The organism is Lentzea xerophila, from assembly GCF_051094245.1.
Lineage (GTDB): Bacteria > Actinomycetota > Actinomycetes > Mycobacteriales > Pseudonocardiaceae > Lentzea > Lentzea xerophila.
Map to the genome: position 1 here is coordinate 2,055,001 of NZ_CP194934.1, position 23,747 is coordinate 2,078,747.

The window sequence follows — 23,747 nt, forward strand, 5'->3', positions numbered from 1 at the left end:
GCGCGGGACCTGAACTTGTAGTAGTCAAGCGATGGGGTGACGCAGGAGGGTAGCTCCGCCAGTGAGTGGTAGTACTGGTGCAAGCGTGTAGGGAGTCTGGTAGGCAAATCCGCCAGGCATATATCCTGAGACGTGATGCGTAGCCGATTGAGGCGAAGTAGAGTGATCCCATGCTGCCGAGAAAAGCCTCTAGCGAGCTTTCACGCGGCCCGTACCCCAAACCGACACAGGTGGTCAGGTAGAGAATACCGAGGCGATCGGGCGAACTGTGGTTAAGGAACTCGGCAAAATGCCCCCGTAACTTCGGGAGAAGGGGGGCCAGAGGACTTGAAGCCCTTCGCGGGCTAGGGTCAGCTGGCCGCAGAGACCAGCGAGAAGCGACTGTTTACTAAAAACACAGGTCCATGCGAAGTCGCAAGACGATGTATATGGACTGACGCCTGCCCGGTGCTGGAACGTTAAGGGGACCGGTTAGTCCTTCGGGGCGAAGCTGAGAACTTAAGCGCCAGTAAACGGCGGTGGTAACTATAACCATCCTAAGGTAGCGAAATTCCTTGTCGGGTAAGTTCCGACCTGCACGAATGGCGTAACGACTTCTCGACTGTCTCAACCACAGGCCCGGCGAAATTGCATTACGAGTAAAGATGCTCGTTACGCGCGGCAGGACGGAAAGACCCCGGGACCTTTACTATAGCTTGGTATTGGTGTTCGATTCGGCTTGTGTAGGATAGGTGGGAGACTGTGAAGCGCTGACGCCAGTCAGTGTGGAGTCATCGTTGAAATACCACTCTGGTCGTATTGGATGTCTAACCTCGGTCCGTGATCCGGATCAGGGACAGTGCCTGGTGGGTAGTTTAACTGGGGCGGTTGCCTCCCAAAGAGTAACGGAGGCGCTCAAAGGTTCCCTCAGCCTGGTTGGCAATCAGGTGTTGAGTGCAAGTGCACAAGGGAGCTTGACTGTGAGACTGACGGGTCGAGCAGGGACGAAAGTCGGAACTAGTGATCCGGCCATGGCTTGTGGAAGCGTGGTCGCTCAACGGATAAAAGGTACCCCGGGGATAACAGGCTGATCTTCCCCAAGAGTCCATATCGACGGGATGGTTTGGCACCTCGATGTCGGCTCGTCGCATCCTGGGGCTGGAGTAGGTCCCAAGGGTTGGGCTGTTCGCCCATTAAAGCGGTACGCGAGCTGGGTTTAGAACGTCGTGAGACAGTTCGGTCCCTATCCGCCGCGCGCGTAGGATACTTGAGGAAGGCTGTCCCTAGTACGAGAGGACCGGGACGGACGGACCGCTGGTGTGCCAGTTGTTCTGCCAAGAGCATTGCTGGTTGGCTACGTTCGGAAGGGATAACCGCTGAAGGCATCTAAGCGGGAAGCTCGTTCCAAGATGAGGTATCCCACCCTTCGTGGGTTAAGGCCCCCAGCTAGACCACTGGGTTGATAGGCCAGAGGTGGAAGACCGGTAACGGTTGGAGCTGACTGGTACTAATAGGCCGAGGACTTGTTACGAAGACGCTACGCATCCACTGTGCGGTTCTGGAAGAACAACCAGGACTGATCGAACCCTGTTGTTCGGGGTTTTGGTTGAATATTTCCATAGTGTTTCGGTGGTTATAGCGTTGGGGAAACACCCGGTCCCATTCCGAACCCGGTAGTTAAGCCCTTCTGCGCCGATGGTACTGCACTGGTTACGGTGTGGGAGAGTAGGTCGCCGCCGAACTTACGTACAGAAGCCCCCGCGGGTTGAGCGCCACAAGCGCCCCTCGCGGGGGCTTTCTGCTGTCGCGGACACGGCCGGCACCGGACGTCTGACCGCACCCGCGCCCACTCGCACGGGCACCGCCAGGCCCACCTCACCGGTACCAGGCCCATCTCATCGGCAGCCAGCCACCTGATCGCCAGCCGCTCACCTGACTGGCAGCCGCTCATCTGACCGGCACCCAGGGCTCCGTCTAACTCGATCGGGTCAAGCGTGGCCTGATTCGGCTCCTGCCTCCTCTATTAGTTATTTCCAACGCCGGGAGGTCCCAAAACCATGGTCATCTTCGCCGCGCAATGAGGAAGACGCGTGGGGCGCCGAAGGCTCGTGGCTGCCCGGTACCGTCTCGTCCATGCACAACGAGCAACGCACCGCCCGCCGGTCAGCCGGTGTGGGCAGGACCGCAGACCTCGCCACGAACCCCTTCCGGGTCGACCGCGACCGCGTCGCGAGCTCCCCGTTCTTCGCGAGGCTCGGCGGCGTCACGCAGGTCGTCAGCTCCACCGGGTCCGGCCTGCTCGTGCACAACCGCCTCACCCACAGCCTCAAGGTCGCCCAGGCCGCGCGCGCCATCGCGGAACGGCTGGTCGGCCGGCCCGAGCTGACCGCGGTGCTCGAGAAGCTCGGCGGATGCGACCCCGACGTGGTGGAGGCAGCGGCACTCGCCCACGACCTCGGGCACCCGCCGTTCGGGCATCTCGGTGAGCAGGTGCTGGACCGGCTCGCGCGGCACCGGTTCGGGTTGCCGGACGGGTTCGAGGGCAACGCGCAGTCGTTCCGGATCATCACGACGACGGACGTGCGGGGGCCCAAGGCGCTCGGGCTCGACCTGACCGTGGCGGTGCGGGCGGCGATGTTGAAGTACCCGTGGACGCGCCACCAGCCGCTTGACCTGGCCGTGGCGCCACGCGGTGCGTCCGAACCGGACGACCTGCCGGGCACGGGCCGGTCGAAGTTCTCCGCGTACGTCACGGAGATCGACGACCTGCGGCAGGCGCGCGAGCCGTTCGAGGGGCGCATCGAGTCGTGGCAGCAGACCGTCGAGGCGAGTGTCATGGACACCGCGGACGACATCGCCTACGCGATCCACGACCTGGAGGACTTTCATCGGGTCGGGGTGTTGCAGCACGCGACGGTCGCCGCCGAGCTCGGTACGTGGCAGGCGCAGGCGCTCGACCTCGCCGGGCTGAGCGACGCCGAGCTCAGCGCGGAGATCCGGATGCCCGGGCGGTCGTTGGAGACGCTCCGGCGGCGCATGCACCTCAAGGACTCCTGGGTGATGAGCGACGAGGCGTTCGCGCTGGCGGTGCGGAAGGTCAGCAAGGAGCTCGTCGACGGGTTGCTGTCGGTCCCCTTCGACGGGTCGGTGGAGGCGGAGCAGGCGGTCGCGGGGTTCAGCGCGCGGTGGACTCGCCGGCTCGTCGACGCGGTCGGCGTCATCGAGGAGCCGACGCCTCGGTCCGGTCACGTGGTGCTCGCCGTGCCGCAGTGGCACGAGGTCCAGGTGTTGAAGTTCGTGCATCGCAGGTTTGTCCTGTTGCGTCCGGATCTGGCTCTGCACCAACGAGGTCAGGCTCGTCTGCTCACCTCGCTCGTGGACGCGCTCGAACAGTGGGTGACCGATCGGGCAGAGGCGGACCGGTTGCCGCGCAGGTTGCACGACCTGGTCGAACTGGCCGAAACGGAGTACGCGGCGCTCGCCCGGACGGAGCCGTCCACATTGGTCGGATCGACCGGTGAGCTGCCCGTTGGTCCTGATGTCGTAAAGGGATTGGCGCGTGGACGCGCGGTCGTCGACTTCATCGCGTCGCTCACCGACAACCAGGCCGCTGCGTTGCTGGAAGCACTTTCCGGGCGAACCGGTCAGTTGTGGACTGACGCGTTTGTTCTGTGAAGTGTGATTGCGTCTCCTCAGTGGGAAGTAGCCCAATCGGATGCTGACTGTGATCAGGCAAGCACCATACGTTTGCGCCTCGGCCGGGAATCTCCGGCCGCAGGCCGCGTGCTCGGGGGCACGCCAACGTTCGGGGGAGAAGCCCTGTGCGCCGATCGCGAAGAAGCACGTCGTTAGTCACCGCAGGTACAGCAGTTCTTCTGGCCGCACTCACCGCAGTCACGCCTGCGTCCGCGGATCCGGGCAAGGCGTCGAAGTCCATCACCGACCGCACCGCGGCCCAGATCGCCGCGCTGCAGAGCATCAAGAAGTCGCTCACCCCTGCTGAGTCCAAAGTAGACAGCGCGCTCGTCGTGGAGGCGCGCAAGCGCGTCCAGATGGGGACGATGAGCGGTCTCCCGCAGGTGCAGACCGGCGTTGCCGTGACGCCGCAGGCCACCACCCTTGTGGACATCCGCGCCAAGCAGTACTCCGAGGACCTGGTCAACGCTGTCCGCGCCGCGGGCGGACAGATCCGGGCAGTGTCCCCCGAGCACCGCACCGTGCGCGCCGAGGTCCCGGTCGCGAAGATCGCCGAGATCGCCGGACGCGCCGACGTCGCCCGCGTCGAGCCGGGCAGCGACGCGATGACGCAGGACCTGAAGAACAAGCGGGACAACAAGAACCGCAAGCAGCAGCCGTCCAAAGAGGACAAGGCGCGGGAGATCGAGCGCCGGCTGTCCGAGAAGCAGCTGTCGGTCCAGGCGGCCAAGGTCGCCGAGAGCGACAAGGCGCACAACGCCGAGGCGGCGCGTGGCACGTTCCACGTGACCGGCGTCGGCGTGAAGCTCTGCGCGCTGTCGGACGGCGTGAGCTCGCTGGCCGTGTCGCAGGCCGCAGGTGAGCTGCCGGCCGTTGACATCGTTCCCGGGCAGGCCGGCTCCGGTGACGAGGGCACCGCGATGCTCGAGATCCTGCACGACATTGCTCCCAACGCCGAGCTCGGCTTCGCCACGGCGTTCAACGGCGACGCGAGCTTCGCGGACAACATCAAGAAGCTGCGCTTCGACCTCGGCTGCGACGTCATCGTCGACGACGTCATCTACTTCAACGAGTCGCCGTTCCAGGACGGCATCATCGCGCGTGCCGTGGACGCGGTCGCCGCGGACGGCGCGGTGTTCTTCTCCAGCGCCGGCAACCAGGGCAACGTCGCCGACGGCACCTCCGGCCACTACGAGGGCGAGTTCGCAGACTCGGGTGTGGGCGTCGGCAAGTTCGCCGGTTCCGCGCACGACTTCAACCCGGACCCGAACGCCAAGCAGCTGTTCAACCCGCTGTCGAACTTCTCCGGCGACACCCCCGTGGTGCTGCACTGGGCCGACCCGCTGGGCCAGTCGTTCAACGACTACGACCTGTACCTGGTCAACGCCCAAGGCAACGTTGTCACCTTCAGCCAGAACAACCAGGACGGCGCGCAGGACCCGTACGAGCGCATCAACACCCCGAGCACCTCGACGGGCACGCGCCTCGCGGTCGTGAAGTACCGCGGTGACGACAAGTACTTCGCGCTGTCGCTGTTCGGCGGCCGGTTCGCCGACTCCAACGACGGCCTGAAGAAGTACGTCACGCCCGGCACCACCCGCGGCCACTCGGCGGCCAAGGGCGCGATCTCGGTCGCGGCCGCCCCCGCCGCCGCGGCACTGCCGTTCGACCTGGAGCCCGGTGACGCGCCCAACCCCAAGGGCCCGTACCCGAACGCCTTCGACGGCACGCAGAAGCCGGAGCGTTTCACCTCCGACGGCCCGCGCAAGACCTTCTTCGCGCCGGACGGTTCTCCGCTCGCCGAGACCCGGCAGAAGCCGGACATCACCGCCGCCGACGGTGTGACGACGTCGGTGCCGGGCTTCGCGCCGTTCTACGGCACGTCCGCCTCGGCCCCGAACGCCGCCGCGATCGCCGGCCTGATCCTGTCCGGCAACCCGACCCTGTCGCCCGCCGAGGTCAGGGAAGCCCTTGTCAGCACGGCGATCGACATCGTCGAGTCCGGTGTGGACAACCGTACCGGCGCCGGCATCGTGATGGCGGACAAGGCACTCGCCTACACGGGCGCGTCGCCGCAGGCACTGGCCCGCGCGCAGAAGCCGACGATCGTCAACGACGCCGACGGCAGCCAGTACCTCAAGCCGGGCACCACCGCCACGGTGACGGTGCCGGTGGCCAACAACGGTGACGGCGCGGCCGCGTCGACCTCGGTCGTGCTGTCGACGACCTCCACCGGCGTGACCATCGCGCCGCGTTCCAAGTACTACGGCAACATCGACGTCGGCCAGACCGTCAGCAACACCTACAAGGTGACCGTGCCGGCCTCCGCCGCGCTCGGTTCGGCGGTCAAGCTCGACGCGCGCGTGACCTACGCGGGCTCGACATCGCCGACGACGTCGTCGTTCACCTTCCGCGTCGGTGAGCCGTCGCGCGAGTTCAAGGCGTTCGCCTACGCCGGTGAGCCGGTGGCCATCCCGGACAACGACCAGACCGGTGTCTCGATCGCGCTGCCCGTCACGGGTGTCGGCGGGGCGTCGAACCTGAAGTTCTCCGTGGACGGCGCCACCTGCTCGACGGAGACCGGTGCCACGACGGTCGGCATCGACCACACCTTCGCCGGTGACCTGGTCGGCACGCTGACCTCGCCGTCGGGCAAGTCCGTGACGCTGTTCTCGCGGGCGGGCGGCACCGGCAACAACATCTGCCAGGCCGTGTTCGACGACTCGGCCGCGCTGCCGTTCTCGGGCGTGACGAGCGGCAACGCGCCGTTCACCGGTTCGTGGAAGGCTGGCGGCACGCTGTCGTCGCTGCTCGCGGATCCGGCGGACGGCACGTGGACCTTCAAGGTCGCGGACGTGGTGGGCTCGGACCGCGGTTCCGTCCGTGCCGTGACGCTGCACGTGGCCGGCTGGGTGTGATCCGCCTGGATTGAGTTGCTGAGGTGGTAACGGAGAGGCCTTCGGCTTGCGAGCCGGGGGCCTTTTCGTGGCCTGGGGATGCCGGGACTGGATCGCGCCGGAGTGTCAGACCCGCTGAGTACGTTGGGCCGCGGGGGATCCCAGCACAGAGGGGACCCTTGCGCGAGCCTGCCCACACAGCGAAAGAGGCGCCTCCCCAGACGGGAAAGCGCCCCTCGCGTTGCCAATCACCTAGCCGAGAGCTAGCGGTTCGGCCACTCCCAGCGGATGCCGAACACACCGGGTCCGAACCCGAGCGCCACGGCATGCACGCCGCCGCCCGAGTCCAGGGTGAGGTTGCGGCGCCGGGAGGGCGTCTCGTCGCCCGCCGGCACGCTGTACTGCTGCACGCGCGACGGGAGGTTGGTCTCGTCGAAGCGGACCTCGATCACGTACTCGCGCACCGGCAGGCGGAACTTGCGCGCGAACGTGTTGTTGCCCTTCGGGGCGTGGCCCTCGGGGAACACCAGCTGGTACTCCATGATGAGGGTCTCGCCGCGGGTCAGCGGCCGTTCGAACATCATCTCCGCGACCATGATGTTGGCTTCGTGGTCGCGGGCGATGCGGCCGAGGTGGCAGTTGCGCACGTTGACGATCTCGGGGAGCACGTCGGACTCCTCGGTCTCGAACACGAGCGCCCACCTGTCGGGCCCGTCCTGTTCGGCGCGCAGGATCTGCCGCACCCACACTGATTTCTGCCCGCCGTCGGCAGAGATCTCGATGCGGTCGTGCTGGCTGATGCGGCCGAGCTTCAGGTCGGAGGACGTGTCGACCTTCGAGAGCAGGTTCGCGACCCGCTCGCGACGCGCCCAGAGGGCGTCGATCGGCATCATCGTCGTCGGGCGGCAACGGCGGCCTCGTGGGCGAGGCGGTCCGAGCAGCGCCGACAGGCCCGACTGAGGCACGCCCAGGACCGACTCGAGGTGCCGCAGCGCCTCCAGCGATTCCGGGCGTTCAGGCCTTCGTCGTCCTGACTGCCAGTAGCTGAGCGTCGCGACGCTGATGGTGACGCCGCGTAGTGCCAACCGGTGCTGAATGCGGTCGAGGCTGAGTCGGCTCGCCTTGATCGCGGCCCTCAACGCTTCCGGGAACGGTCCCGTCGTCAAGAGCTGCGTAAGGCTGCCGTGGCCCGTTGAGTCCGTCTCTTCAACGGTCAGTGTTGGTCGACCGGCAGCAGTCGTCATGGTGACTCCCCGCTGTCATAAGATCACGCCCCAGTGACCCTACCCGTCCGTGAACATCGCTGGTCGGAGCCGGATGGAGTCAATGGTTAATCCATACGGTTGATGAGTTCACGCTTTCGAGTCTCATCTGTCAAGCGTTGCGAACCCATCAGTAACATCCGCGTGCTGTTCACGCCTCGTGTCGAGGTGGCTCTAGTGTGTGCACGGTGGACTACCTCGACGTGCTGACCTCGGTGGCCGGCGCGGTGCGGGAGGCCGATGCGCAGGGGGAACGGCGCCGGCTCGGAGTGCTCAAGGTCACCGTGGCGTTCCGGGGCCGGGCTTGAGCCGGGTGCGGCCGGTTCCCGGTGGCCGCGCTGTGGAGGTCGAGCCGGAGCGCGTCCTGGGGTGGATCGGCAGGTTCGCCGACCGGCACGGCGCGGTCGAGATCCGGGTCGCGGAACGCGAGGTCGAGATCGTCGCCGAGGACGGCGCGACGGCCAGGTTTCCGACGCGTGGTGGTGTCTCGATAGAAGAGGTGGTCGAGAAGCTGGCCGAACCTCGCCGGATCGGCCTCGTCCTCGTGCGGCTCGGTGGCCACAGCGTCGGTGTGGCGTTCGGCGGCAGGGTCGAGGTGTCGGCCACGGACCGTAAGCAGGTGCACGGCCGCATCAAGGCCGGTGGGTGGTCGCAGCAACGGTTCGCGCGGCGTCGTGAGGGGCAGGCGAGGGTCGCGCTCCAGGCGGCGGCGGACGACGTGTTCCGGGTGCTGGTCCCGAGGCTCGCGCAGTTGGACGGCGTCGTTCTCGGCGGTGACTGGCAGGCGCTGGACGTCCTGCGCAACGACCGCAGGCTCACGGACGTCTTCCGGATGGCCGAGGACCGCGTCCTGGACGTGCCCGAACCGCGCCGTGCGGTGCTGGACGAGGCCGCTGAACGGGCTCGATGCGTCGAGATCGTGATCCAGGACACACGGGCAACCGGACCGGAGCCCGACCGCATGGATACGGGTGAGGGTGCCTGACCGGGGCGCCACTGACCCGCTGGAGTCGAACAAGTGCGCAAACGAATGGTGATCGTGGCGGGGGCCGTCGCGCTGGGGGCCGTCGGCATCGCGGTGCCCGCGCTCGCGCTGAGCGGCGGCAGCACGCCCGAGAACCCGCCGACGACCTCGGCGCCGCAGCCGTCCACCTCGCCGCCGTCCACTTCCCAGTCGCCGACGTCCCAGCCGGCGCCGCCGTCGACCACGGTGGCCCCGACGTCGCTGCCGAGCACCCCGGCGCACCCGCCGACGACCGCGCCGCCGTCCATGAGGCCCACGCTGCCGCCGACCTCGTCGATCCTGCCGACGCCGCTGCCCACGACCCCGCCGGTGCGGCCGTCCTCACCGAAGCCCGCGCCGACCACCTGGACGCCGCCCGCCACGACGCCGCCGCCGGTCTCGTCGACCCCGGCCCGGTGAGGAGTCACCGCTGAACTGGGAGGCCGAGTTCACCGACTGCTTCGACCGGTGCGCCGACTCGATGCGCTTCACGGCGTTCTTGTTGTGCGGCAACTGGCACGAGGCGGAAGACGTCATGCAGTCGGCGTTCTTGAAGCTGTACCTGGCCGGTCCGAAGCTCTCGGACCGGTCGGGCCTCGAACCGTACCTGCGCCAGATCGTCGTGCGGACGTTCCTCGCCGAACGCCGCAAGGTGCGCTGGCGCAGGGAGAAGCTCACTGACGCACCCCCAGAGGGCCTGTCCTCCGTCGCAGGGGCGGAGGACAGGCTCGTGGTGTGGCAGGCGCTCACCGCCGTGCCCGCACGGCAGCGTGCTGTCCTCGTGCTGCGCTTTTGGCACGATCTCAGCGTCGAGGACACCGCGGTGGCGCTGAACTGCTCGACGGGCACGGTGAAGTCGCAGAGCAGCAAGGGCCTCGAGACGTTGCGGCGCAAGCTGGGGCCCGAGTTCGACCACCTGAGGCTGGAGGTGTGATGGTTCGCGAGGACGACCTGCGGGCGACTTTCTCCGCTCTGCACTCCGAAGAGGCGCCGCCGCGTGCCGTCACGGCCGCGGACCTGATCCAGCGCGGCCGGGCCGTGCGCTCCCGCCGCCGCACGATCGCCGTCGCCGGCACCGGACTCGCCACCGTGGGCGTCGTGGCACTGGCACTGGCGGTGCTGCCGGCCGCGCAGCCCTCCGACCCGGCGACGCCTCCGGGGCCTTCCTCGACCACGTCGCGGGTCCCGCCGACCACGTCACCGTCCCCGAACTCGGTGGAGCCGACGCCGACGACGACGCTGAGCCCGCCGAGTTCGAGTCGGATGGCGCCGCAGCCTCCGCCCCAGTCGACGACGGTGCCCGGCCTGCCGACGACACCGAGCTCGCCATCGGTGACCGGGCCGCAGACCTCCGCGTACCCGCCGTCGTCGACGAGCCCGAATTCGATACGGCCGTCGTCGCGCTGAGCGGCACAATCCCTGGCATGACCGCTCAGATCCGGCTCGTCGAGATCACCGACGCCAACCGCGACGCCGTGACCGCCGTGCGAGTGCACCCCGCGCAGGACCGTTTCGTCGCGTCGGTCGAGATGTCCTTCCGGCATGCGCGGGAGAACCCCGGCGCGAACCCGTGGTTCCGCGCGGTCTACGACGGCGACGTGCCGGTCGGGTTCGTCATGCTCAGCTGGAACGTGACGCCGGGACCCGGAATCCGTGGGCCGTACTTTCTGTGGCGGCTGCTCGTGGACGCGAAGCAGCAGGGCCGTGGGTACGGCCGCGCGATCCTGAACGAGATCGTGGCGCTGCTGCGCGCCGAAGGTGCCACCGAGCTGCTCACGAGCTGCGTGCCGGGGGAGGGGACACCCGAGCCGTTCTACCGCGGGTTCGGGTTCGTGCCGACCGGCGAGATCGACGAGGACGGCGAGATCATCCTGCGGCTGGATCTCGGTGCGCGACCGTGAAGTGCCGGTCGGCGCCGGGGTTCTCCAGCTCGTCGAGCACCGCGACGGCCAGGTCCTCCGCCGAGATCCAGGACGGGCCGGCCAGCAGTTCGTCCGTGCCGCGCCGGTAGCCGCCGGTGCGCTCGCCGGGTTCGAGCAGCGCGGGCGGGCTGAGGTAGACCCAGTCGGCTCGGTGGGCCACGCATGCCTCCAGTTGACGCACGCTCGCCTCGGCGATGGAGCGGATGTGCGTTGGCACGTAACGACTGTCGTCGAGCACGAGTCCTGTGCCGCCCGGTGTCCGCAACGGGGCGGCGCCGCCGACCACGATCACCCGCGTGCCGGCGGCGAGTGCCGCGTCGAGCAACGCCGTGGTGGTCGGGCCCACGGTGGCTTCCTGGCCGGGCCCAGGTCTGGTGGCCATCACCACACCGTCCACTCCGGACAGAACGGTGCCCATCAGGTCGCGGTCCGCGGCGTCACCGCGCACACCGGCCCCTGCACTCCGCTGCACGGGCGTCACGTCGTGCCCGCGCCGCTCGGCCTCGGCGACGACCCGCGACCCGACCATGCCGGACGCGCCGACGACTGCGATCTTCACTGGAGAACTCCTTTGGCGAGAACGGGTGCCGGTCGCTGGCTGGCGGCGATCGCGGCGAGGGCGAGTGCGAAACCGGTGAGCTGCAGGACGTTCAGCGTCTGGCCGAGCACGACGACGCCGAGCAGCGCGGCGACCATCGGGGAGAGCAGGCCGAGCATCGAGACCGAGGTGACCGGCAGCGTGGTGATGGCGCGGAACCACAGGACGTAGGCGAGCAGGCCGCCGACGCCGCCGAGCCACAGGTAGCCGAGCAGCGCGGTGAGGCCGATCGCGGGCGGCGGGCCCTCGAACAGCAACGTCACCGGCACCAGGAACAGCCCGCCCGCGGTGAGCTGCCAGCCCGCGAACGCCGTCGGGCCGGCCTCGGCGGGCCTGCCCCACTTCTTCGTCAGCGTCACGCCGAGAGCCATCGTCGCCGCGCCGCCCAGCCCGGCCAGCACGCCGACCAGGTCGAACCCGGCGGCCGGCCCGAGCACCACGAACCCGACGCCCAGCATGCCGACCACACCCCAGGCGAGCCGCCACGCCGACGGGCTCTCCTTGAGCACCCCGACCGCCAGCAACGCCACCACCAGCGGCTGTGCGGCGCCCAGGGTGGCCGCGACGCCGCCTGGCAGGCGCTCGGCCGCGATGAACAGGAACGGGAAGAACAGTCCGATGTTGAGCACGCCGAGCGCGGCCGCCTTCGCCCACCACGACCCGCGCGGCAGCGTCCTGGTCAGCGCCAGCGCGACCAGTCCGGCGGGCAGCGCGCGGAGCAGACCCGCGAACAGCGGATGTCCCACCGGCAGCAGTTCGGTCGTGACCACGTAGGTCGTGCCCCAGACCACCGGGGCGAACGCCGCCAGCGCGGTGCGGGAGAGGTCGCTGTTTCTCACGTCCTCCAGTGTTGGGCGGCGGGATCAATGAGTCCAACACATGCTTTTCATCCGATCCATCGTGATTCAAGATGGATCGCGTGGAGCTCCAGCAGATGCGGTACGTGGTGGCGGTGGCCGAGACGGGCAGCTTCACCAAGGCGGCCCGGCAGTGCCTCGTCGTGCAGTCGGCGTTGAGCCACCAGATCGCGCGCCTCGAACGCTCGCTGGGCGCACGGCTGTTCGAACGCACCAGCCGCAGCGTCCGGCTGACCCCGGCCGGCGCGGCGTTCCTGCCGTCCGCGCGGCAGTGCCTCGACTTCGCGGAACGGGCGGCGGCGGAGGTCGCCGCGGCCGTGGGGGAGGTGCGCGGGCGGGTCGTGGTTGGCGTGATCCCGACGGTTGCCGCCGTGGACCTGCCGGCCGCGCTTCGCGTGTTCCGTGAGCGCTATCCGCAGGTGCGGGTCGCGTTGCGGATGCTGCCCAGCCACGAGCTCGTCGACCAGGTGCGGAAGGGCGCGTTCGACCTCGCGTTCCTCGGGCTGCCGCCCGGCGTGCGGCCGGAGGGGGTGCGGGGACGGGAGTTGGCGCGTGACGAGCACGTCGCGGTGGTCGCGCCGGCGCATCCGATCGCCCGGCAGGGCTCGACGACGTTGCAGGCGCTCGCGGAGGAGCTGTTCGCCGACTTCCCGGCCGGGTCGCCGGGGCGCACGCAGTCCGATCAGGCGTTCGCTGCCGCGGGGCTGCACCGCGAGGTGGCGTTCGAGGTGACGACGGCTGAGCTGATGGCAGGGCTGATCCGGGAGGGGCTCGCCGTGGCTGTCCTGCCGTCGCAGTACGCGCCCCGGCTCAGCGGGGTGGTGACGGTGCCGATCGTCGATGGGCCGTCGCGGGTGGAGCACCTGGTGTGGAGCGCGGCCGGGCTGACTCCGGCGGCTGCGGCGTTCCTCGACGTGCTCGGTGTGCCGGAAATTGTCGGTGGTGCCTGAGAGAATGAAAGCAGGGGACCCCCTGCGGGGGACCCCTGCGTGAGCGTGCGGGTGTGCGCCGGAGCGGTGCTGGCCGGGTGTCCCCGCGGCCCAGCTCGTGGTGGCGGCGGGAAGTTGGCCCGCGGTGGCCGGTCAGCCTGCCGGTGCCGGTGCCGACTCAGGCCGCGGTGCCGGTGGCGGGTCACCCTGGCGGTGCGGTGGCGAGTCAGCCCGCCGTGCCGGTGGCCAGCAGCCCGCCGTCGACGCGCACCGTCTCGCCCGTGATCCAGGAAGCGCCTTCCGAGCAGAGGAACGCCACGAGAGAGGCGACGTCCTCAGGCGTGCCGAAGCGCTTCATCGGGTAAGCCTGCACGCCCTCCTCCTCGCGGCCACTCCACAGCGCCTCGGCGAACTTCGTCTTCACCACGGCGGGCGCGACGGCGTTCACGCGCACCTTCGGGCCGAGTTGCCAGGCCAGTTCCTCGGTGAGGCGGATCAGGGCCGCCTTGGACGCGCCGTACGCGCCGATCACGCCGGTGGACCGGATGCCGCCGACCGACGCGATGTTCACGACCGCGCCGCCGTGCTCGCCCATCCATGCCTTCCACGCGAGCTGCGTGAAGCCGAGCGCCGCGACGACGTTGACGTCGAAGATCTTGCGGACCGCGTTGAGGTCGGCCTCCATCAGGAACCCGAACTGGGGGTTGATGCCGGTGTTGTTGACGAGCACGTCGATGCTGCCGAACTCCTCGACCGTGCGCGCGACGACCTCCTCGCGGGACGCGTCGTCGCCCGCGTTGCCCTGCAGCGCCAGGACGCGGCCGCCAGTGTCGGCCTGGAGCTGGTTGGCGGCCTCGGCCAGCTGGTCGGCCTTGCGGCCGGTGATCGTGACGGAGGCGCCGCGGGTCAGGAGCTCGCGTGCGATGCCGTAGCCGATGCCGCGGGACGCGCCGGTGACCAGGGCGGCTTTGCCCGAGAAGTCTTCGCTCATGGCCGGCAATCTATGCGTCCTGCCACACCTGGGAAATTCGATGGTCCAGATCCCGTAGAATGGTTCGCGTGATCCTCCTCGAGTAGGCCAGCCCGGACGTGCCATCTGCTGCCGTACCCGGATTTCTTCCACTACTCGGAGTTTCTCTTGATCACCGCAACTGGCATGGAGTTGCGCGCGGGCTCACGCATTCTCGTGAGCGGCGCCAACCTGCGCGTTCAGCCCGGCGACCGCATCGGCCTCGTCGGCCGCAACGGTGCCGGCAAGACCACGTCCCTGCGCGTTCTCGCCGGTGAGGGCCAGCCCTACGGTGGCGCCGTCACGCGCAAGGGCGAAGTCGGCTACCTGCCGCAGGACCCGCGTGAAGGCGACCTGTCGGTCATCGCCAAGGACCGGGTGCTGTCCGCCCGCGGCCTCGACCAGCTGCTCCGCGACATGGAGAAGGCCCAGTCGAAGATGGCCGAGCTGGTCGACCCGCGCGAGCTCGACGTCGCCGTCACCAAGTACGGCAAGCTCGAGGAGCGCTTCTCTTCGCTCGGTGGTTACGCCGCCGAGTCCGAGGCGGCCCGCATCTGCTCGAACCTCGGCCTGCCGGACCGCGTTCTCGCGCAGCCGCTGCGCACGCTGTCCGGTGGCCAGCGTCGTCGCGTCGAGCTGGCGCGCATCCTGTTCGCCGCGTCCGAGGCGGGCATCGGTGCGAAGTCGAGCACGATCCTGCTGATCGACGAACCGACGAACCACCTCGACGCCGACTCCATCACGTGGCTGCGGGGCTTCCTCAAGTCGCACGACGGCGGGCTCGTCGTGATCTCGCACGACGTGGAGCTGCTCGACGACGTCGTGAACAAGGTGTGGTTCCTCGACGCGATGCGCGGCGAGGTCGACATCTACAACCTGGGCTGGAAGAAGTACCTCGAAGCCCGTGCGACGGACGAGAAGCGCCGTCGCCGTGAGCGCGCCAACGCCGAGAAGAAGGCCGGCGCGCTGATGACGCAGGCCGCCAAGATGGGTGCGAAGGCCACGAAGGCCGTTGCGGCGCAGAACATGGCGAAGCGCGCCCAGAAGCTGCTCGACGGTCTCGACGAGGTGCGCCAGAGCGACAAGGTCGCGAAGATCAGTTTCCCGTCGCCCGCCCCCTGCGGCAAGACCCCTTTGATGGCAGAGGGCCTGAGCAAGTCCTACGGCTCGCTGGAGATCTTCACCGGCGTGGACCTCGCGGTCGACAAGGGTTCCCGCGTCGTCGTGCTCGGCTTCAACGGCGCCGGCAAGACGACGCTGCTGCGGTTGCTGGGCGGCAGCGAGAAGGCGGATGCCGGTGGCGTCGTCCCCGGCCACGGCCTGAAGATCGGCTACTTCGCGCAGGAGCACGAGACGCTCGACCACAACGCGTCGGTGTGGGAGAACATCCGGCACATGGCGCCGGACGAGCAGGAGCAGCGGCTGCGGTCGTTGCTCGGCACGTTCCTGTTCAGCGGCGAGCAGCTCGAGCAGCCCGCGGGCACCTTGTCCGGTGGAGAGAAGACGCGACTCGCGCTGGCCGGTCTGGTGTCGTCGGCCGCGAACGTGCTGCTGCTCGACGAGCCGACGAACAACCTCGACCCGGCCTCGCGCGAGCAGGTGCTCGACGCGTTGCGGCGGTATGAGGGCGCTGTCGTCCTGGTGACGCACGACCCCGGAGCGGTCGAGGCGCTGGAACCCGAGCGGGTGATCCTGCTGCCCGACGGCACCGAGGACCACTGGTCCGAGGACTATCTGGAGCTCGTCCAGCTCGCGTGATCTCCACGCCTCAAAGGATTACCGAGCGCGTTCTGTGATCAACTCAGTGTGATCGAATCGACCGTTCGGCGATCTCTTTGCTTGATCACCTGGCGTTCTGCCGGTTCCTGTTCGATCATTGCGACGACAGGGGCCGTAGAAACGGCCCGACCTGCTCGTACGGAAGGCGGGACAAGGTGGCTGACCTGAAGAAGGGTGCCCGGATCACCGGCGCCACACGGGACAAGCTGGCCGCTGACCTGAAGAAGAAGTACGAAAAGGGCGCGAGCATCCGGGCTTTGGCCGAGAGCACCGGGCGTTCCTACGGCTTCGTGCACCGGGTTCTGTCGGAATCCGGGGTCACGCTGCGCGGTCGCGGTGGCGCCACCCGGACGAAGAAGAAGTAGCCCCGACCCAGACTGCTACTCTCCGGTAACTAGCTTCTAGCCGCCGGAGGTAACCACCATGCCAGTGCCTTCCATCGACGCTGGCGTGCTCGAGCGCGGTGGCGTTCGGCTCACGATCTCGGGGCCGCTCGCGACCGTCACGCTCGATCGTCCTGACGTGCTCAACGCACAGACGCCCGCCACCTGGCAGGCGTTGCGGCACATCGGCGAACAGCTGGACCCGGACGTCCGAGTCGTGGTCGTCCGGGGCTCCGGCCGCGCCTTCTCGGCGGGGCTGGACCGGCGCATGTTCACCGGTGAGCCCGTCGACGGTGAACCCGGTGGTCTCGGCGCGCTCTTGTCGGTGTCCGCTGCGGAAGCGGACGCGAAGATCGCGTCGTACCAGGCCGGGTTCACCTGGTTGAGTGACCCGGCACGGGTGACGATCGCGGCGGTGCAGGGGCACGCCATCGGCGCGGGTTTCCAGTTGGCGCTCGCGTGCGACTTCCGCGTGCTCGCCGAGGACGCGCAGTTCTGCATGGCCGAGACCGGGCTGGGGCTGGTGCCCGATCTCGGCGGCACGCTGCCCCTGGTGCGCCTCGTGGGGTACTCGCGCGCGGCTGAGATGTGCGTGACCTCCCGTCGTGTGTCGGCGGAGGAGTCGCTGCGGATCGGCCTCGCGAACTCCGTCGTGCCCCTGGACGGGCTGGACGGCGCCGTCGACGCGCTGGTGGCCGCCGTGCTGAAGCCGATGGCGGGTGCCGTCACGGAGACGCTGGCGCTGATCGCGTCGGCGGCTTCCGGGGTGTCCGCCGCCGACCAGCTGGCCCTGGAGCGCGCCGCCCAGCTGCGCCGGCTGCGGTCTTTCGCGGCCCTGTCCGCTCAAAGCTGAACTTTTTCGCTTTCCTAGCCGCGCGCGAAGGAATTGTCAGACCTCTGTGCTGTTCTAGTCAGCGTGGACGGCTACAGCTCTTGGCGATTCATGATGGGGGTGACCTCGGACGCGCCTTCCAAGGTGCGCCGGGGCACTTTCCGGCGCGTGGTGGCGTTCGCCCGGCCACATCGGGCGAAGCTGGTGGTGTTCCTGCTGCTGACGGTGGTCTCGTCGGTTCTCGCGGTGTCGACGCCACTGCTCGCCGGTCGAGTGGTCGACGCGATCGTCGGCGGCTCCGTTCCGTCGGTCGTCGTGTGGCTCGCCGTGGCGATCGCGTTGATCGCGGTGGTCGACGCGGGCTTGGGCGTCGTCGAGCGCTGGCAGTCGACGCGCATCGGCGAGGGCCTGATCTACGACCTGCGCCGCGCGGTGTTCGGTCACGTGCAGAAGATGCCCGTCGCGTTCTTCACGCGCACGCGCACCGGTGCGCTGGTCTCGCGCCTGAACAACGACGTGATCGGCGCCCAGCGCGCCTTCACCTCGACGCTCTCCGGTTTCGTCACGAACATCATCCAGCTGGTCCTGTCGCTGGCCGTGATGTTCACCCTGTCGTGGCAAGTCACCGCGCTCGCCCTGGTCCTGCTGCCCGTGTTCGTGCTGCCCGCCAAGCGGATGGGCCGCCGGATGGCGGACATGCAGCGCGAGGCCTCGGCACTGAACGCCTCGATGGTCACGCAGTCGACCGAGCGCTTCTCGGCGCCCGGCGCGACGCTGGTGAAGCTCTTCGGCCGGCCCGACCGCGAGGAGGTGGAGTTCTCCGACAAGGCGGCGAAGGTCCGCGACATCGGCATCCGGACCGCGATGGCCACCCGGTGGTTCATGACCGGCCTCACGCTGGTGTCGGCCCTGGCGCAGGCGCTGGTCTACGGCCTCGGCGGCTACCTGGCCCTGACGGGGCACCTGGCCGCGGGTGCCGTGGTGTCGCTGGCGCTGCTGCTCACCCGGCTGTACGCGCCGCTGACGGCGCTCGCGAACGCCCGCGTCGACCTGATGACGGCACTGGTGTCGTTCGAGCGCGTCTTCGAGGTGCTCGACCTCGACCCGATGATCAAGGAACGCGAGAACCCGCGCACGGTGCCCTCCGGCGCGGTGTCCGTGGAGTTCTCCGACGTCCGGTTCGCCTACCCGTCCGCGGACAAGGTGTCGCTCGCCTCGCTGGAGTCGGTGGCCACTTTGGACACCCGTGGCGGCGAAGAGGTGTTGCACGGCATCAGCTTCAAGGCTCTCGCGGGCCAGCTCGTCGCCGTCGTCGGGTCGTCCGGCGCCGGCAAGTCGACGCTGGCCTCGCTGGTGCCGCGACTCTACGACGTCGACTCCGGTGCGGTTCGTCTGTCCGGAGTGGACGTTCGGGACCTGTCGTTCGAGTCGCTGCGGTCGACCGTGGGCGTGGTGACGCAGGACGGGCACCTGTTCCACGACACCATCCGGGCGAACCTGGAGTACGCCTCGCCGGGAGCCTCCGACGACGAGCTGTGGGACTCGTTGCGCCGCGCCCGGCTGCTGGACCTGGTGGCGACGCTGCCGGACCAGCTGGACACCGTGGTCGGCGAGCGCGGGTACCGGCTGTCGGGCGGCGAGCGCCAGCGCCTGACGATCGCGCGCCTGCTGCTGGCCAAGCCGCGGGTCGTGATCCTGGACGAGGCCACCGCGCACCTCGACTCCGAGTCCGAGGCCGCCGTGCAGGAGGCGCTGACCGAGGCGTTGCACGGGCGGACCGCCCTGGTGATCGCGCACCGGCTGTCGACCATCCGCAACGCAGACCAGATCCTGGTGCTGGAGCACGGCGAGATCGTCGAACGCGGCACCCACACCGAGCTGATGGCCGCCGAAGGCCGCTACTCGGACCTCTACAACACCCAGTTCGCCCAGCCGCCGGTGGTCGGGGTGTTCCCGACGCCGAAGTTCAGCGAGCGGCCCGAGGTGGCGGAGGTGGCGCGGAAGAACTGACCGGGCTCGCGCGGCGCCCATCGGCTGGTGCGCATCGGTTGGCGCGCGTGGGCTGGTGCCTATGGGATGGCACGCGTCGGCTGGTCCCTATGGGCTCGCGCCCATCGGTTGGCGTCCATCGGCGCCGGCGGGCGGCCTCCGGCGTGGGTTCGCCGCTGCCGTGGCGAGTCCAGGTGGTGGGTTCTTCGGGTGGGCGGCAGCGGGTGGTGGGCGGTGACGGTCATCGCGGGTCTCGCGGTGGGCGTTGGTTCGCGCTGCCGGGGCCTGGAGGCGCGATTGGTGTCGAGCTCAGCGGGCGCGAGGTGCTGCGGCTCCCCACTGGGAGCGGCGAACCGCCAGTTGGCGGGTGGAGTGCACCTGGGCCACGGTGAAGTCCACCCGCTCAACACCAACGCCACGATCGAGATGAGCGACCGGGCGTCCGCCGCCACCGCAGGTGCTGCGGGACCCGCGAGAACAGCGGTTCAGCCCTTGAGGAACGTCGCCGTCGTGTTCAGCGCGCTCTGCGACGAGCCGGCGTTCTCGACGAACACCGCGAAAGCCACGTTGCCCTGGTAGCCGACGAACCAGCCGTGCTCGGTGCCGCCGCCTGCCTCCGCGGTGCCGGTCTTTCCCGCCAGGCCGGGGATTCCGGCGAGTTGCTTCGCGGTGCCTGCGGTGACCACCTCGCGCATCATCGCCCGCAGCGGCTGGAGCACGGCCGCGGGCGGGGCCGCTGCCACGTCGTTCGCGACCGGGGGCTTGCCGCGCATCAGCGTCGGCGTGGGCTGTCTGCCGGAGGCGACGGTGGCGGCGACGAGGGCCATGCCGAACGGGCTGGCCACCACGTTGCCCTGGCCGAAGCTGTTCTCCACCTGCTGGTCGCCGCCGGCCGGCGGCACCTTGCCGGTGTTCGTGTCGGCGCCGGCGATGGTCCAGTCGGCTCCCACGCCGAAGCGCTTCGCCATGTCCGGCAGGGCGCTCGGGGCCAGCTTGGCGCCCAGTTCGCCGAAGGTCGTGTTGCAGGACAGGGCGAAGGCCGTGTGGAACGGCAGGCTGGCGTGGCCGAAGCCCGCGTTGCTGATCCGGCGGGTGCCGATGGTCGCGGTGGCCGGGCAGGCGACCGGGGCGTTCGCCTGGACCAGGCCCGCGTTCATGGCCGCGGCCGCGGTGACGATCTTCAGCGTCGAGCCGGGGGCGTAGCGGCCCACGAACGGGTTGGTGCCCGACAGCGCCTTGTTCTGTGCCACGGCCAGGATCTCGCTGGTCGAGGCCTCGATGGCCACGATCGCCGCGCCCTGCGGAAGGGCGTCGACGGCGGACTGGGCGGCTCGCTGGCGGGCGGGGTCGATCGTGACGGTGATCTTCTGGCCCGGTTCCGGCTTCCTGCCGTCCAGGGCGGTGAACGCCGTGCCGGCGGCGATGCCCACCTCCCAGCCGTCCGTGCCCTGCACGTCGCCCGCGGCGCCGGTGATCGCGGTGTAGAGGCCTTCCGGGATCGAGCCCTGGACCACCGGGTTGCCGTCGCGGCCCAGCAGAGCGCCTTCCGCGAGGGCCTTGCGGTAGACGAGGGAGGCGCCCTCGGTCAGCTGCGGGTGGATCAGGGCCGGCGTCCAGTGGACTTTCCAGGAGCCGTCCACCTGCTTCAGCGGGATCTTGATGTCGTACTTCAGCAGGCTGGAGTTCGGCATCGTCCACGTCACGGACGCGGCCAGTTCCGTGCTGGTGGCGTCGGCCGGTGTCTCGGTGGCGGAAAGCTGGGCCCGGTAGGCGGAGGAGCCCATGCCCACCTTGGTGGCGGCCAGCATCTGCGTGGCCGCGGGTGGCGCGTCGGTCAGCGCGGCCGCGACCGCGGCGTCACCGGAGAACGCCCTGGTGACGAACGAACTGGCGACCTGCCTCGCGGACTGCGTGGTCTTGGTCTGTTCGTTCGCGACGACCGTCCGGTCGCCCGACCAGAGCAGGACGCCCGCCACGCCGACGATGGTCGTCGTGACGAGCGCGCCGCTGATCAGGATCCATCTGCGAGTTCTCGGCTCCACTGGTGAACTCTCCCCAAGTAAGTGCTTTCCCCAGTGGGAGACTAACGCCGGTCCGCGGTGGAGGCCTGAGGGTTTCTACCTATCCGAGCTGCGGGATGCGGGTCTGGTAGTGCCGGAGCAGGTCGGCGTTGGCCGCGTCGCCGCCTTCGACGTTCGCGCTGCGCCACAACGGCAGCTGCACACCGGACTCGGCCGCCTTGTCGACCAGCCGGACCATCAGCAGGTTCCACAGGAACGTCGTGGCCAGGGTCGAGACGGCGGCGGTGACCGGGGCGTGCACCGGATAGGTGGAGTCGCCGGGCGGGACGAGGTTGTCCAGGACGACGGTCGCGACCTCGGCCAGGGTGACGCCCGCGCGCCGCGGGGCCTTGGCGCTGGAGGCCACGGACGTCACCGCGACGACCGGACAGCCCGCGTTGGCGGCTTCCTGGGCGAGCTCGACGGGGTAGTAGTTGACGCCCGAGGTCGAGAAGACGAACAGGACGTCGTGCGGGGCGAAGCCGGACTCGCGCAGGACCTCGCCCGCGAGACCGGAACGGCGTTCGGCGGAGGTGCTGCTGATCGCGCCGTGCATCGGCAGCAGTTCGGGGTGGTAGATCGGGCGGACGCAGGCCAGGCCGCCGGCCCGGTAGAAGGTCTCGGCGACCGCCGCCAGCGAGTGTCCCGCGCCTGCGGTGAGGAGGATTCCGTCCGCCTCCACGGCGGCCAGCACGAGCTCGGCCACGTCGTCGAGCGCGGCCGCGTTGTGCTGTTCCACGCGCGTCAGGTGTGTGCGCACGAGATTGCCGTAGTCGGACCCGGTCACGGTGTCGGTCGTCATGCGGGTCAGTAGTACCGGATCGCCGATGTCCTCACCAGTAACCCGAGCACCGGAAACGTCGATACGCGCGATAACGGGACTCGGGAAGACAGGGGGTGGGTTCGATCAGGCGGTATTTCTACCTCTGGGTGATGCTGGCGGCGGTCTTCACGGCCGCGGGCGCCACGCATGTCGCGCTGGCGATCACCTACTCCGAGCTGTGGCCGGTGTGGGCGGCGCTGGGGCTGCTCGTCGTGGCGGGCGGGTGTGCGCGAGCAGCGGTGCACGCGCGCCCTTAGCAGCGCGTTCGTCGCCACGCCCGGCGACGAAGTGCCGTCCGCGGGAAGGCCGTCGAGCGCCCAGGCCACCGGGTCGACGAACTCCACCCCCGACACCGTCCAGGAACCGGCCTGGCATGGCCTTCCTAGGCCGGGAACTCGGAGGAACCGGCGGTCTCGCCCGGCAGGTCCTCGGGGCGGTCCACGTCCGCGCCGTCCGCCACGTCGGCGCATTCGACGTGGCGGACGGTGTTCGCGTTGAGGTAGTCCCGCGCCCCCTGATCGCCTGCCGCGGAGGCCACCACACCGGGGAAGTGGTCGGAGCCGATCAGCACCGGGTGGCCCACTGCCCCGTGGTAGACGGCACGCGCCAGGGCTTTCGGCTCGGCGAGCGCCATCAAGCGGTGCAGCGCGGCGACCGTGATCCCGGGAGTGTCCACGGGGAGCACCACGACCGCGTCGACCATGCCCACAGCGTGCAGGCCCGTGCGCAGCGACGAGCCCATGCCGGTTTCCCAGTCCGGGTTGTCGACCACGCTGACGCCGTCCAGGGAGGCCTTGGCCCGCACCTCGTCGGCCCGTGCGCCGAGCACGACGACGACGGGGTCGCATCCGGCGGCTTTCAGCAATGCGGCCGCCGAGTCGGCGAAGAGCTCGCCGTTCAGCGGCACCAGGGCTTTCGGGGTGCCGAACCGGCGGCCGGCCCCCGCAGCTAGCAGGAGGCCGGCCACGCGCATGCACGTGAACCTATCGCGTCCGGGACGGCTCGTTCAGGACAGGCGGTCCGGCCGGCCACGTTCCCGGCGTCCTGGTCACTCGGTCATGCGGGCGAGCTGGAAGCCGAGCGCCATGCGGGACCGGGTGCCGTACCGCTGTTGCAGCTGGGCCACCACCGCGCGCACCGTGCGACTGCTCATGCCGAGCCGGGCGGCGACCTGGTGGTCGGTGGCGCCGTCCAGCAGAAGCTCGACGACTTCCGTTTCGCGGCTGGACAGGCCGGTCTCGTCGGGTGCGTCGGCCGGCGTGCGGGCGTCGGACCACATCAGCTCGAAGAGCTCGCCGTACGTGGTGGCGAGTGGGCCGCGCAGCACCATCGCGCCCACGTTGAGGTCGTCCCCGGCAAGCGGCAGCACCGCGCTCCGGTCGTCGAGAACGAGCATGCACCGGGCGGGCTTGGCGAGCATCCGGACGGACATCCGGTGCCGTGTCCCGACGTGCCGGGCAACGACGGGATCGAGTAACAGCCGCCCGCGTTCGGCGGTGCTGATCACCAAATCGAGCAGGGCGCTGTCGACGCCGCTCCGCCCCGCCAGCACGCCACGAACCGATGTGGAGCGAACCACGAGGTTCTCCAACACGCGCACGGCGGAGGTGCGGTCGTGCAGAAGCTCGACGAATTCGGTGCCGACTGCTGGAGATCGTCGCAACACGACTCGCCTTTCTCCCATACTCTGACTGGCGCCGTCATGTTGGCATTTGCAGTATCGGTCGCT

Annotated in this window: 21 protein-coding genes and 2 rRNA genes (1 of these 23 running past the window's edge); 15 read left to right on the forward strand and 8 right to left on the reverse strand. The window is 69.3% G+C overall.

The window, feature by feature from the left end; genetic code table 11:
* The 4 genes from ACRSBM_RS10155 to ACRSBM_RS10170 all read left to right on the forward strand — a co-directional run.
* Positions 1–1,510, forward strand: a 23S ribosomal RNA gene (locus tag ACRSBM_RS10155) (it extends 1,574 nt beyond the left edge of the window).
* 94 nt (positions 1,511–1,604) lie between these two features.
* Positions 1,605–1,721: ribosomal RNA gene (rrf, locus tag ACRSBM_RS10160) — 5S ribosomal RNA — on the forward strand.
* A 391-nt stretch (positions 1,722–2,112) separates the two neighbouring features.
* Positions 2,113–3,654: a deoxyguanosinetriphosphate triphosphohydrolase family protein gene (locus ACRSBM_RS10165; protein WP_434442308.1), complete on the forward strand. Its 1,542-nt coding sequence runs from the start codon at positions 2,113–2,115 to the stop codon at positions 3,652–3,654.
* A gap of 146 nt (positions 3,655–3,800) precedes the next feature.
* Positions 3,801–6,593 (forward strand): S8 family serine peptidase, encoded by a 2,793-nt coding sequence (locus tag ACRSBM_RS10170; protein ID WP_434442311.1) that lies wholly within the window; start codon positions 3,801–3,803, stop codon positions 6,591–6,593.
* A gap of 242 nt (positions 6,594–6,835) precedes the next feature.
* Here ACRSBM_RS10170 and ACRSBM_RS10175 read toward each other — a convergent pair whose 3' ends face one another.
* The gene (locus ACRSBM_RS10175; RefSeq protein WP_229813482.1) at positions 6,836–7,738 is read right to left on the reverse strand and encodes a helix-turn-helix domain-containing protein; all 903 of its coding nucleotides are present in this window, start codon (positions 7,736–7,738) and stop codon (positions 6,836–6,838) included.
* Positions 7,739–8,138: 400 nt separating this feature from the next.
* On the opposite strand from ACRSBM_RS10175, the gene ACRSBM_RS10180 reads away from it, so the two are divergent.
* From ACRSBM_RS10180 to ACRSBM_RS10200, 5 genes are read left to right on the forward strand one after another with little or no spacing between them, the layout of a single operon-like run.
* A complete protein-coding gene (locus ACRSBM_RS10180) occupies positions 8,139–8,819 on the forward strand; it encodes an acVLRF1 family peptidyl-tRNA hydrolase (RefSeq protein ID WP_434442313.1) in 681 nt (226 codons plus the stop codon).
* 33 nt (positions 8,820–8,852) lie between these two features.
* Entirely contained in the window at positions 8,853–9,257 is a 405-nt protein-coding gene (locus ACRSBM_RS10185; RefSeq protein WP_434442316.1) for a hypothetical protein, read from the forward strand.
* A 10-nt stretch (positions 9,258–9,267) separates the two neighbouring features.
* Positions 9,268–9,771 (forward strand): SigE family RNA polymerase sigma factor, encoded by a 504-nt coding sequence (locus ACRSBM_RS10190; RefSeq protein WP_434453042.1) that lies wholly within the window; start codon positions 9,268–9,270, stop codon positions 9,769–9,771.
* Positions 9,771–10,244: a hypothetical protein gene (locus ACRSBM_RS10195; protein ID WP_434442319.1), complete on the forward strand. Its 474-nt coding sequence runs from the start codon at positions 9,771–9,773 to the stop codon at positions 10,242–10,244. The genes ACRSBM_RS10190 and ACRSBM_RS10195 overlap by 1 nt, the downstream gene beginning before the upstream one ends.
* Before the next feature lie 17 nt (positions 10,245–10,261).
* A complete protein-coding gene (locus tag ACRSBM_RS10200) occupies positions 10,262–10,738 on the forward strand; it encodes a GNAT family N-acetyltransferase (protein ID WP_434442321.1) in 477 nt (158 codons plus the stop codon).
* Here the strand turns inward: ACRSBM_RS10200 and ACRSBM_RS10205 are convergent.
* Both ACRSBM_RS10205 and ACRSBM_RS10210 read right to left on the reverse strand, forming a co-directional pair.
* The gene (locus ACRSBM_RS10205; RefSeq protein ID WP_434442324.1) at positions 10,704–11,318 is read right to left on the reverse strand and encodes an NAD(P)-dependent oxidoreductase; all 615 of its coding nucleotides are present in this window, start codon (positions 11,316–11,318) and stop codon (positions 10,704–10,706) included. The two genes, ACRSBM_RS10200 and ACRSBM_RS10205, sit on opposite strands and share 35 nt — an antisense overlap.
* Entirely contained in the window at positions 11,315–12,196 is an 882-nt protein-coding gene (locus tag ACRSBM_RS10210; protein ID WP_434442326.1) for an EamA family transporter, read from the reverse strand. The genes ACRSBM_RS10205 and ACRSBM_RS10210 overlap by 4 nt, the downstream gene beginning before the upstream one ends.
* Before the next feature lie 80 nt (positions 12,197–12,276).
* On the opposite strand from ACRSBM_RS10210, the gene ACRSBM_RS10215 reads away from it, so the two are divergent.
* Positions 12,277–13,164: a LysR family transcriptional regulator gene (locus ACRSBM_RS10215; protein WP_434453044.1), complete on the forward strand. Its 888-nt coding sequence runs from the start codon at positions 12,277–12,279 to the stop codon at positions 13,162–13,164.
* A gap of 205 nt (positions 13,165–13,369) precedes the next feature.
* Here the strand turns inward: ACRSBM_RS10215 and ACRSBM_RS10220 are convergent, their stop codons facing one another.
* Positions 13,370–14,134, reverse strand: a complete 765-nt coding sequence (locus tag ACRSBM_RS10220; protein WP_434442328.1) for an SDR family oxidoreductase — start codon at positions 14,132–14,134, stop codon at positions 13,370–13,372.
* Positions 14,135–14,281: 147 nt separating this feature from the next.
* On the opposite strand from ACRSBM_RS10220, the gene ACRSBM_RS10225 reads away from it, so the two are divergent.
* The 4 genes from ACRSBM_RS10225 (at position 14,282) to ACRSBM_RS10240 (ending at position 19,156) form a co-directional block, all read left to right on the forward strand.
* Positions 14,282–15,910, forward strand: coding sequence for an ABC-F family ATP-binding cassette domain-containing protein (locus tag ACRSBM_RS10225; protein WP_434442331.1), 1,629 nt, complete (start codon positions 14,282–14,284; stop codon positions 15,908–15,910).
* Positions 15,911–16,086: 176 nt separating this feature from the next.
* Positions 16,087–16,296 carry a helix-turn-helix domain-containing protein gene (locus tag ACRSBM_RS10230; RefSeq protein WP_030473247.1) on the forward strand — a complete coding sequence of 70 codons (210 nt, stop codon included), beginning with the start codon at positions 16,087–16,089 and terminating at the stop codon, positions 16,294–16,296.
* Positions 16,297–16,354: 58 nt separating this feature from the next.
* Positions 16,355–17,167 carry an enoyl-CoA hydratase/isomerase family protein gene (locus ACRSBM_RS10235; RefSeq protein WP_434442335.1) on the forward strand — a complete coding sequence of 271 codons (813 nt, stop codon included), beginning with the start codon at positions 16,355–16,357 and terminating at the stop codon, positions 17,165–17,167.
* A 90-nt stretch (positions 17,168–17,257) separates the two neighbouring features.
* On the forward strand, positions 17,258–19,156 hold the full coding sequence (locus tag ACRSBM_RS10240) for an ABC transporter ATP-binding protein (RefSeq protein WP_434442338.1): 1,899 nt from the start codon (positions 17,258–17,260) through the stop codon (positions 19,154–19,156).
* 464 nt (positions 19,157–19,620) lie between these two features.
* Here ACRSBM_RS10240 and ACRSBM_RS10245 read toward each other — a convergent pair whose 3' ends face one another.
* Together ACRSBM_RS10245 and ACRSBM_RS10250 are read right to left on the reverse strand one after the other, a co-directional pair.
* Complete coding sequence (locus ACRSBM_RS10245) at positions 19,621–21,177, reverse strand: penicillin-binding transpeptidase domain-containing protein (RefSeq protein WP_434442341.1); 1,557 nt, start codon at positions 21,175–21,177, stop codon at positions 19,621–19,623.
* 79 nt (positions 21,178–21,256) lie between these two features.
* Positions 21,257–21,997 (reverse strand): SIS domain-containing protein, encoded by a 741-nt coding sequence (locus tag ACRSBM_RS10250; protein WP_434442345.1) that lies wholly within the window; start codon positions 21,995–21,997, stop codon positions 21,257–21,259.
* A 95-nt stretch (positions 21,998–22,092) separates the two neighbouring features.
* Here ACRSBM_RS10250 and ACRSBM_RS10255 point away from each other — a divergent pair, with 95 nt between their 5' ends.
* Positions 22,093–22,275: a hypothetical protein gene (locus ACRSBM_RS10255; protein ID WP_434442347.1), complete on the forward strand. Its 183-nt coding sequence runs from the start codon at positions 22,093–22,095 to the stop codon at positions 22,273–22,275.
* Between the two features lie 125 nt (positions 22,276–22,400).
* Here the strand turns inward: ACRSBM_RS10255 and ACRSBM_RS10260 are convergent, their stop codons facing one another.
* Entirely contained in the window at positions 22,401–22,991 is a 591-nt protein-coding gene (locus ACRSBM_RS10260; protein WP_434442350.1) for a nucleotidyltransferase family protein, read from the reverse strand.
* A gap of 75 nt (positions 22,992–23,066) precedes the next feature.
* Positions 23,067–23,684 (reverse strand): helix-turn-helix transcriptional regulator, encoded by a 618-nt coding sequence (locus ACRSBM_RS10265; protein WP_434442352.1) that lies wholly within the window; start codon positions 23,682–23,684, stop codon positions 23,067–23,069.
* Between the last annotated feature and the right edge of the window lie 63 nt (positions 23,685–23,747).

Excerpts from the sequence above, each read along its gene's own strand:
- ACRSBM_RS10165 (WP_434442308.1), top strand. The coding sequence starts at position 2,113 with ATGCACAACGAGCAACGCACCGCCCGCCGGTCAGCCGGTGTGGGCAGG.
- ACRSBM_RS10195 (WP_434442319.1), top strand. The coding sequence starts at position 9,771 with ATGGTTCGCGAGGACGACCTGCGGGCGACTTTCTCCGCTCTGCACTCC.
- ACRSBM_RS10200 (WP_434442321.1), top strand. The coding sequence starts at position 10,262 with ATGACCGCTCAGATCCGGCTCGTCGAGATCACCGACGCCAACCGCGAC.
- ACRSBM_RS10220 (WP_434442328.1), bottom strand. The coding sequence starts at position 14,134 with ATGAGCGAAGACTTCTCGGGCAAAGCCGCCCTGGTCACCGGCGCGTCC.
- ACRSBM_RS10235 (WP_434442335.1), top strand. The coding sequence starts at position 16,355 with ATGCCAGTGCCTTCCATCGACGCTGGCGTGCTCGAGCGCGGTGGCGTT.
- ACRSBM_RS10240 (WP_434442338.1), top strand. The coding sequence starts at position 17,258 with ATGATGGGGGTGACCTCGGACGCGCCTTCCAAGGTGCGCCGGGGCACT.
- ACRSBM_RS10250 (WP_434442345.1), bottom strand. The coding sequence starts at position 21,997 with ATGACGACCGACACCGTGACCGGGTCCGACTACGGCAATCTCGTGCGC.
- ACRSBM_RS10260 (WP_434442350.1), bottom strand. The coding sequence starts at position 22,991 with ATGCGCGTGGCCGGCCTCCTGCTAGCTGCGGGGGCCGGCCGCCGGTTC.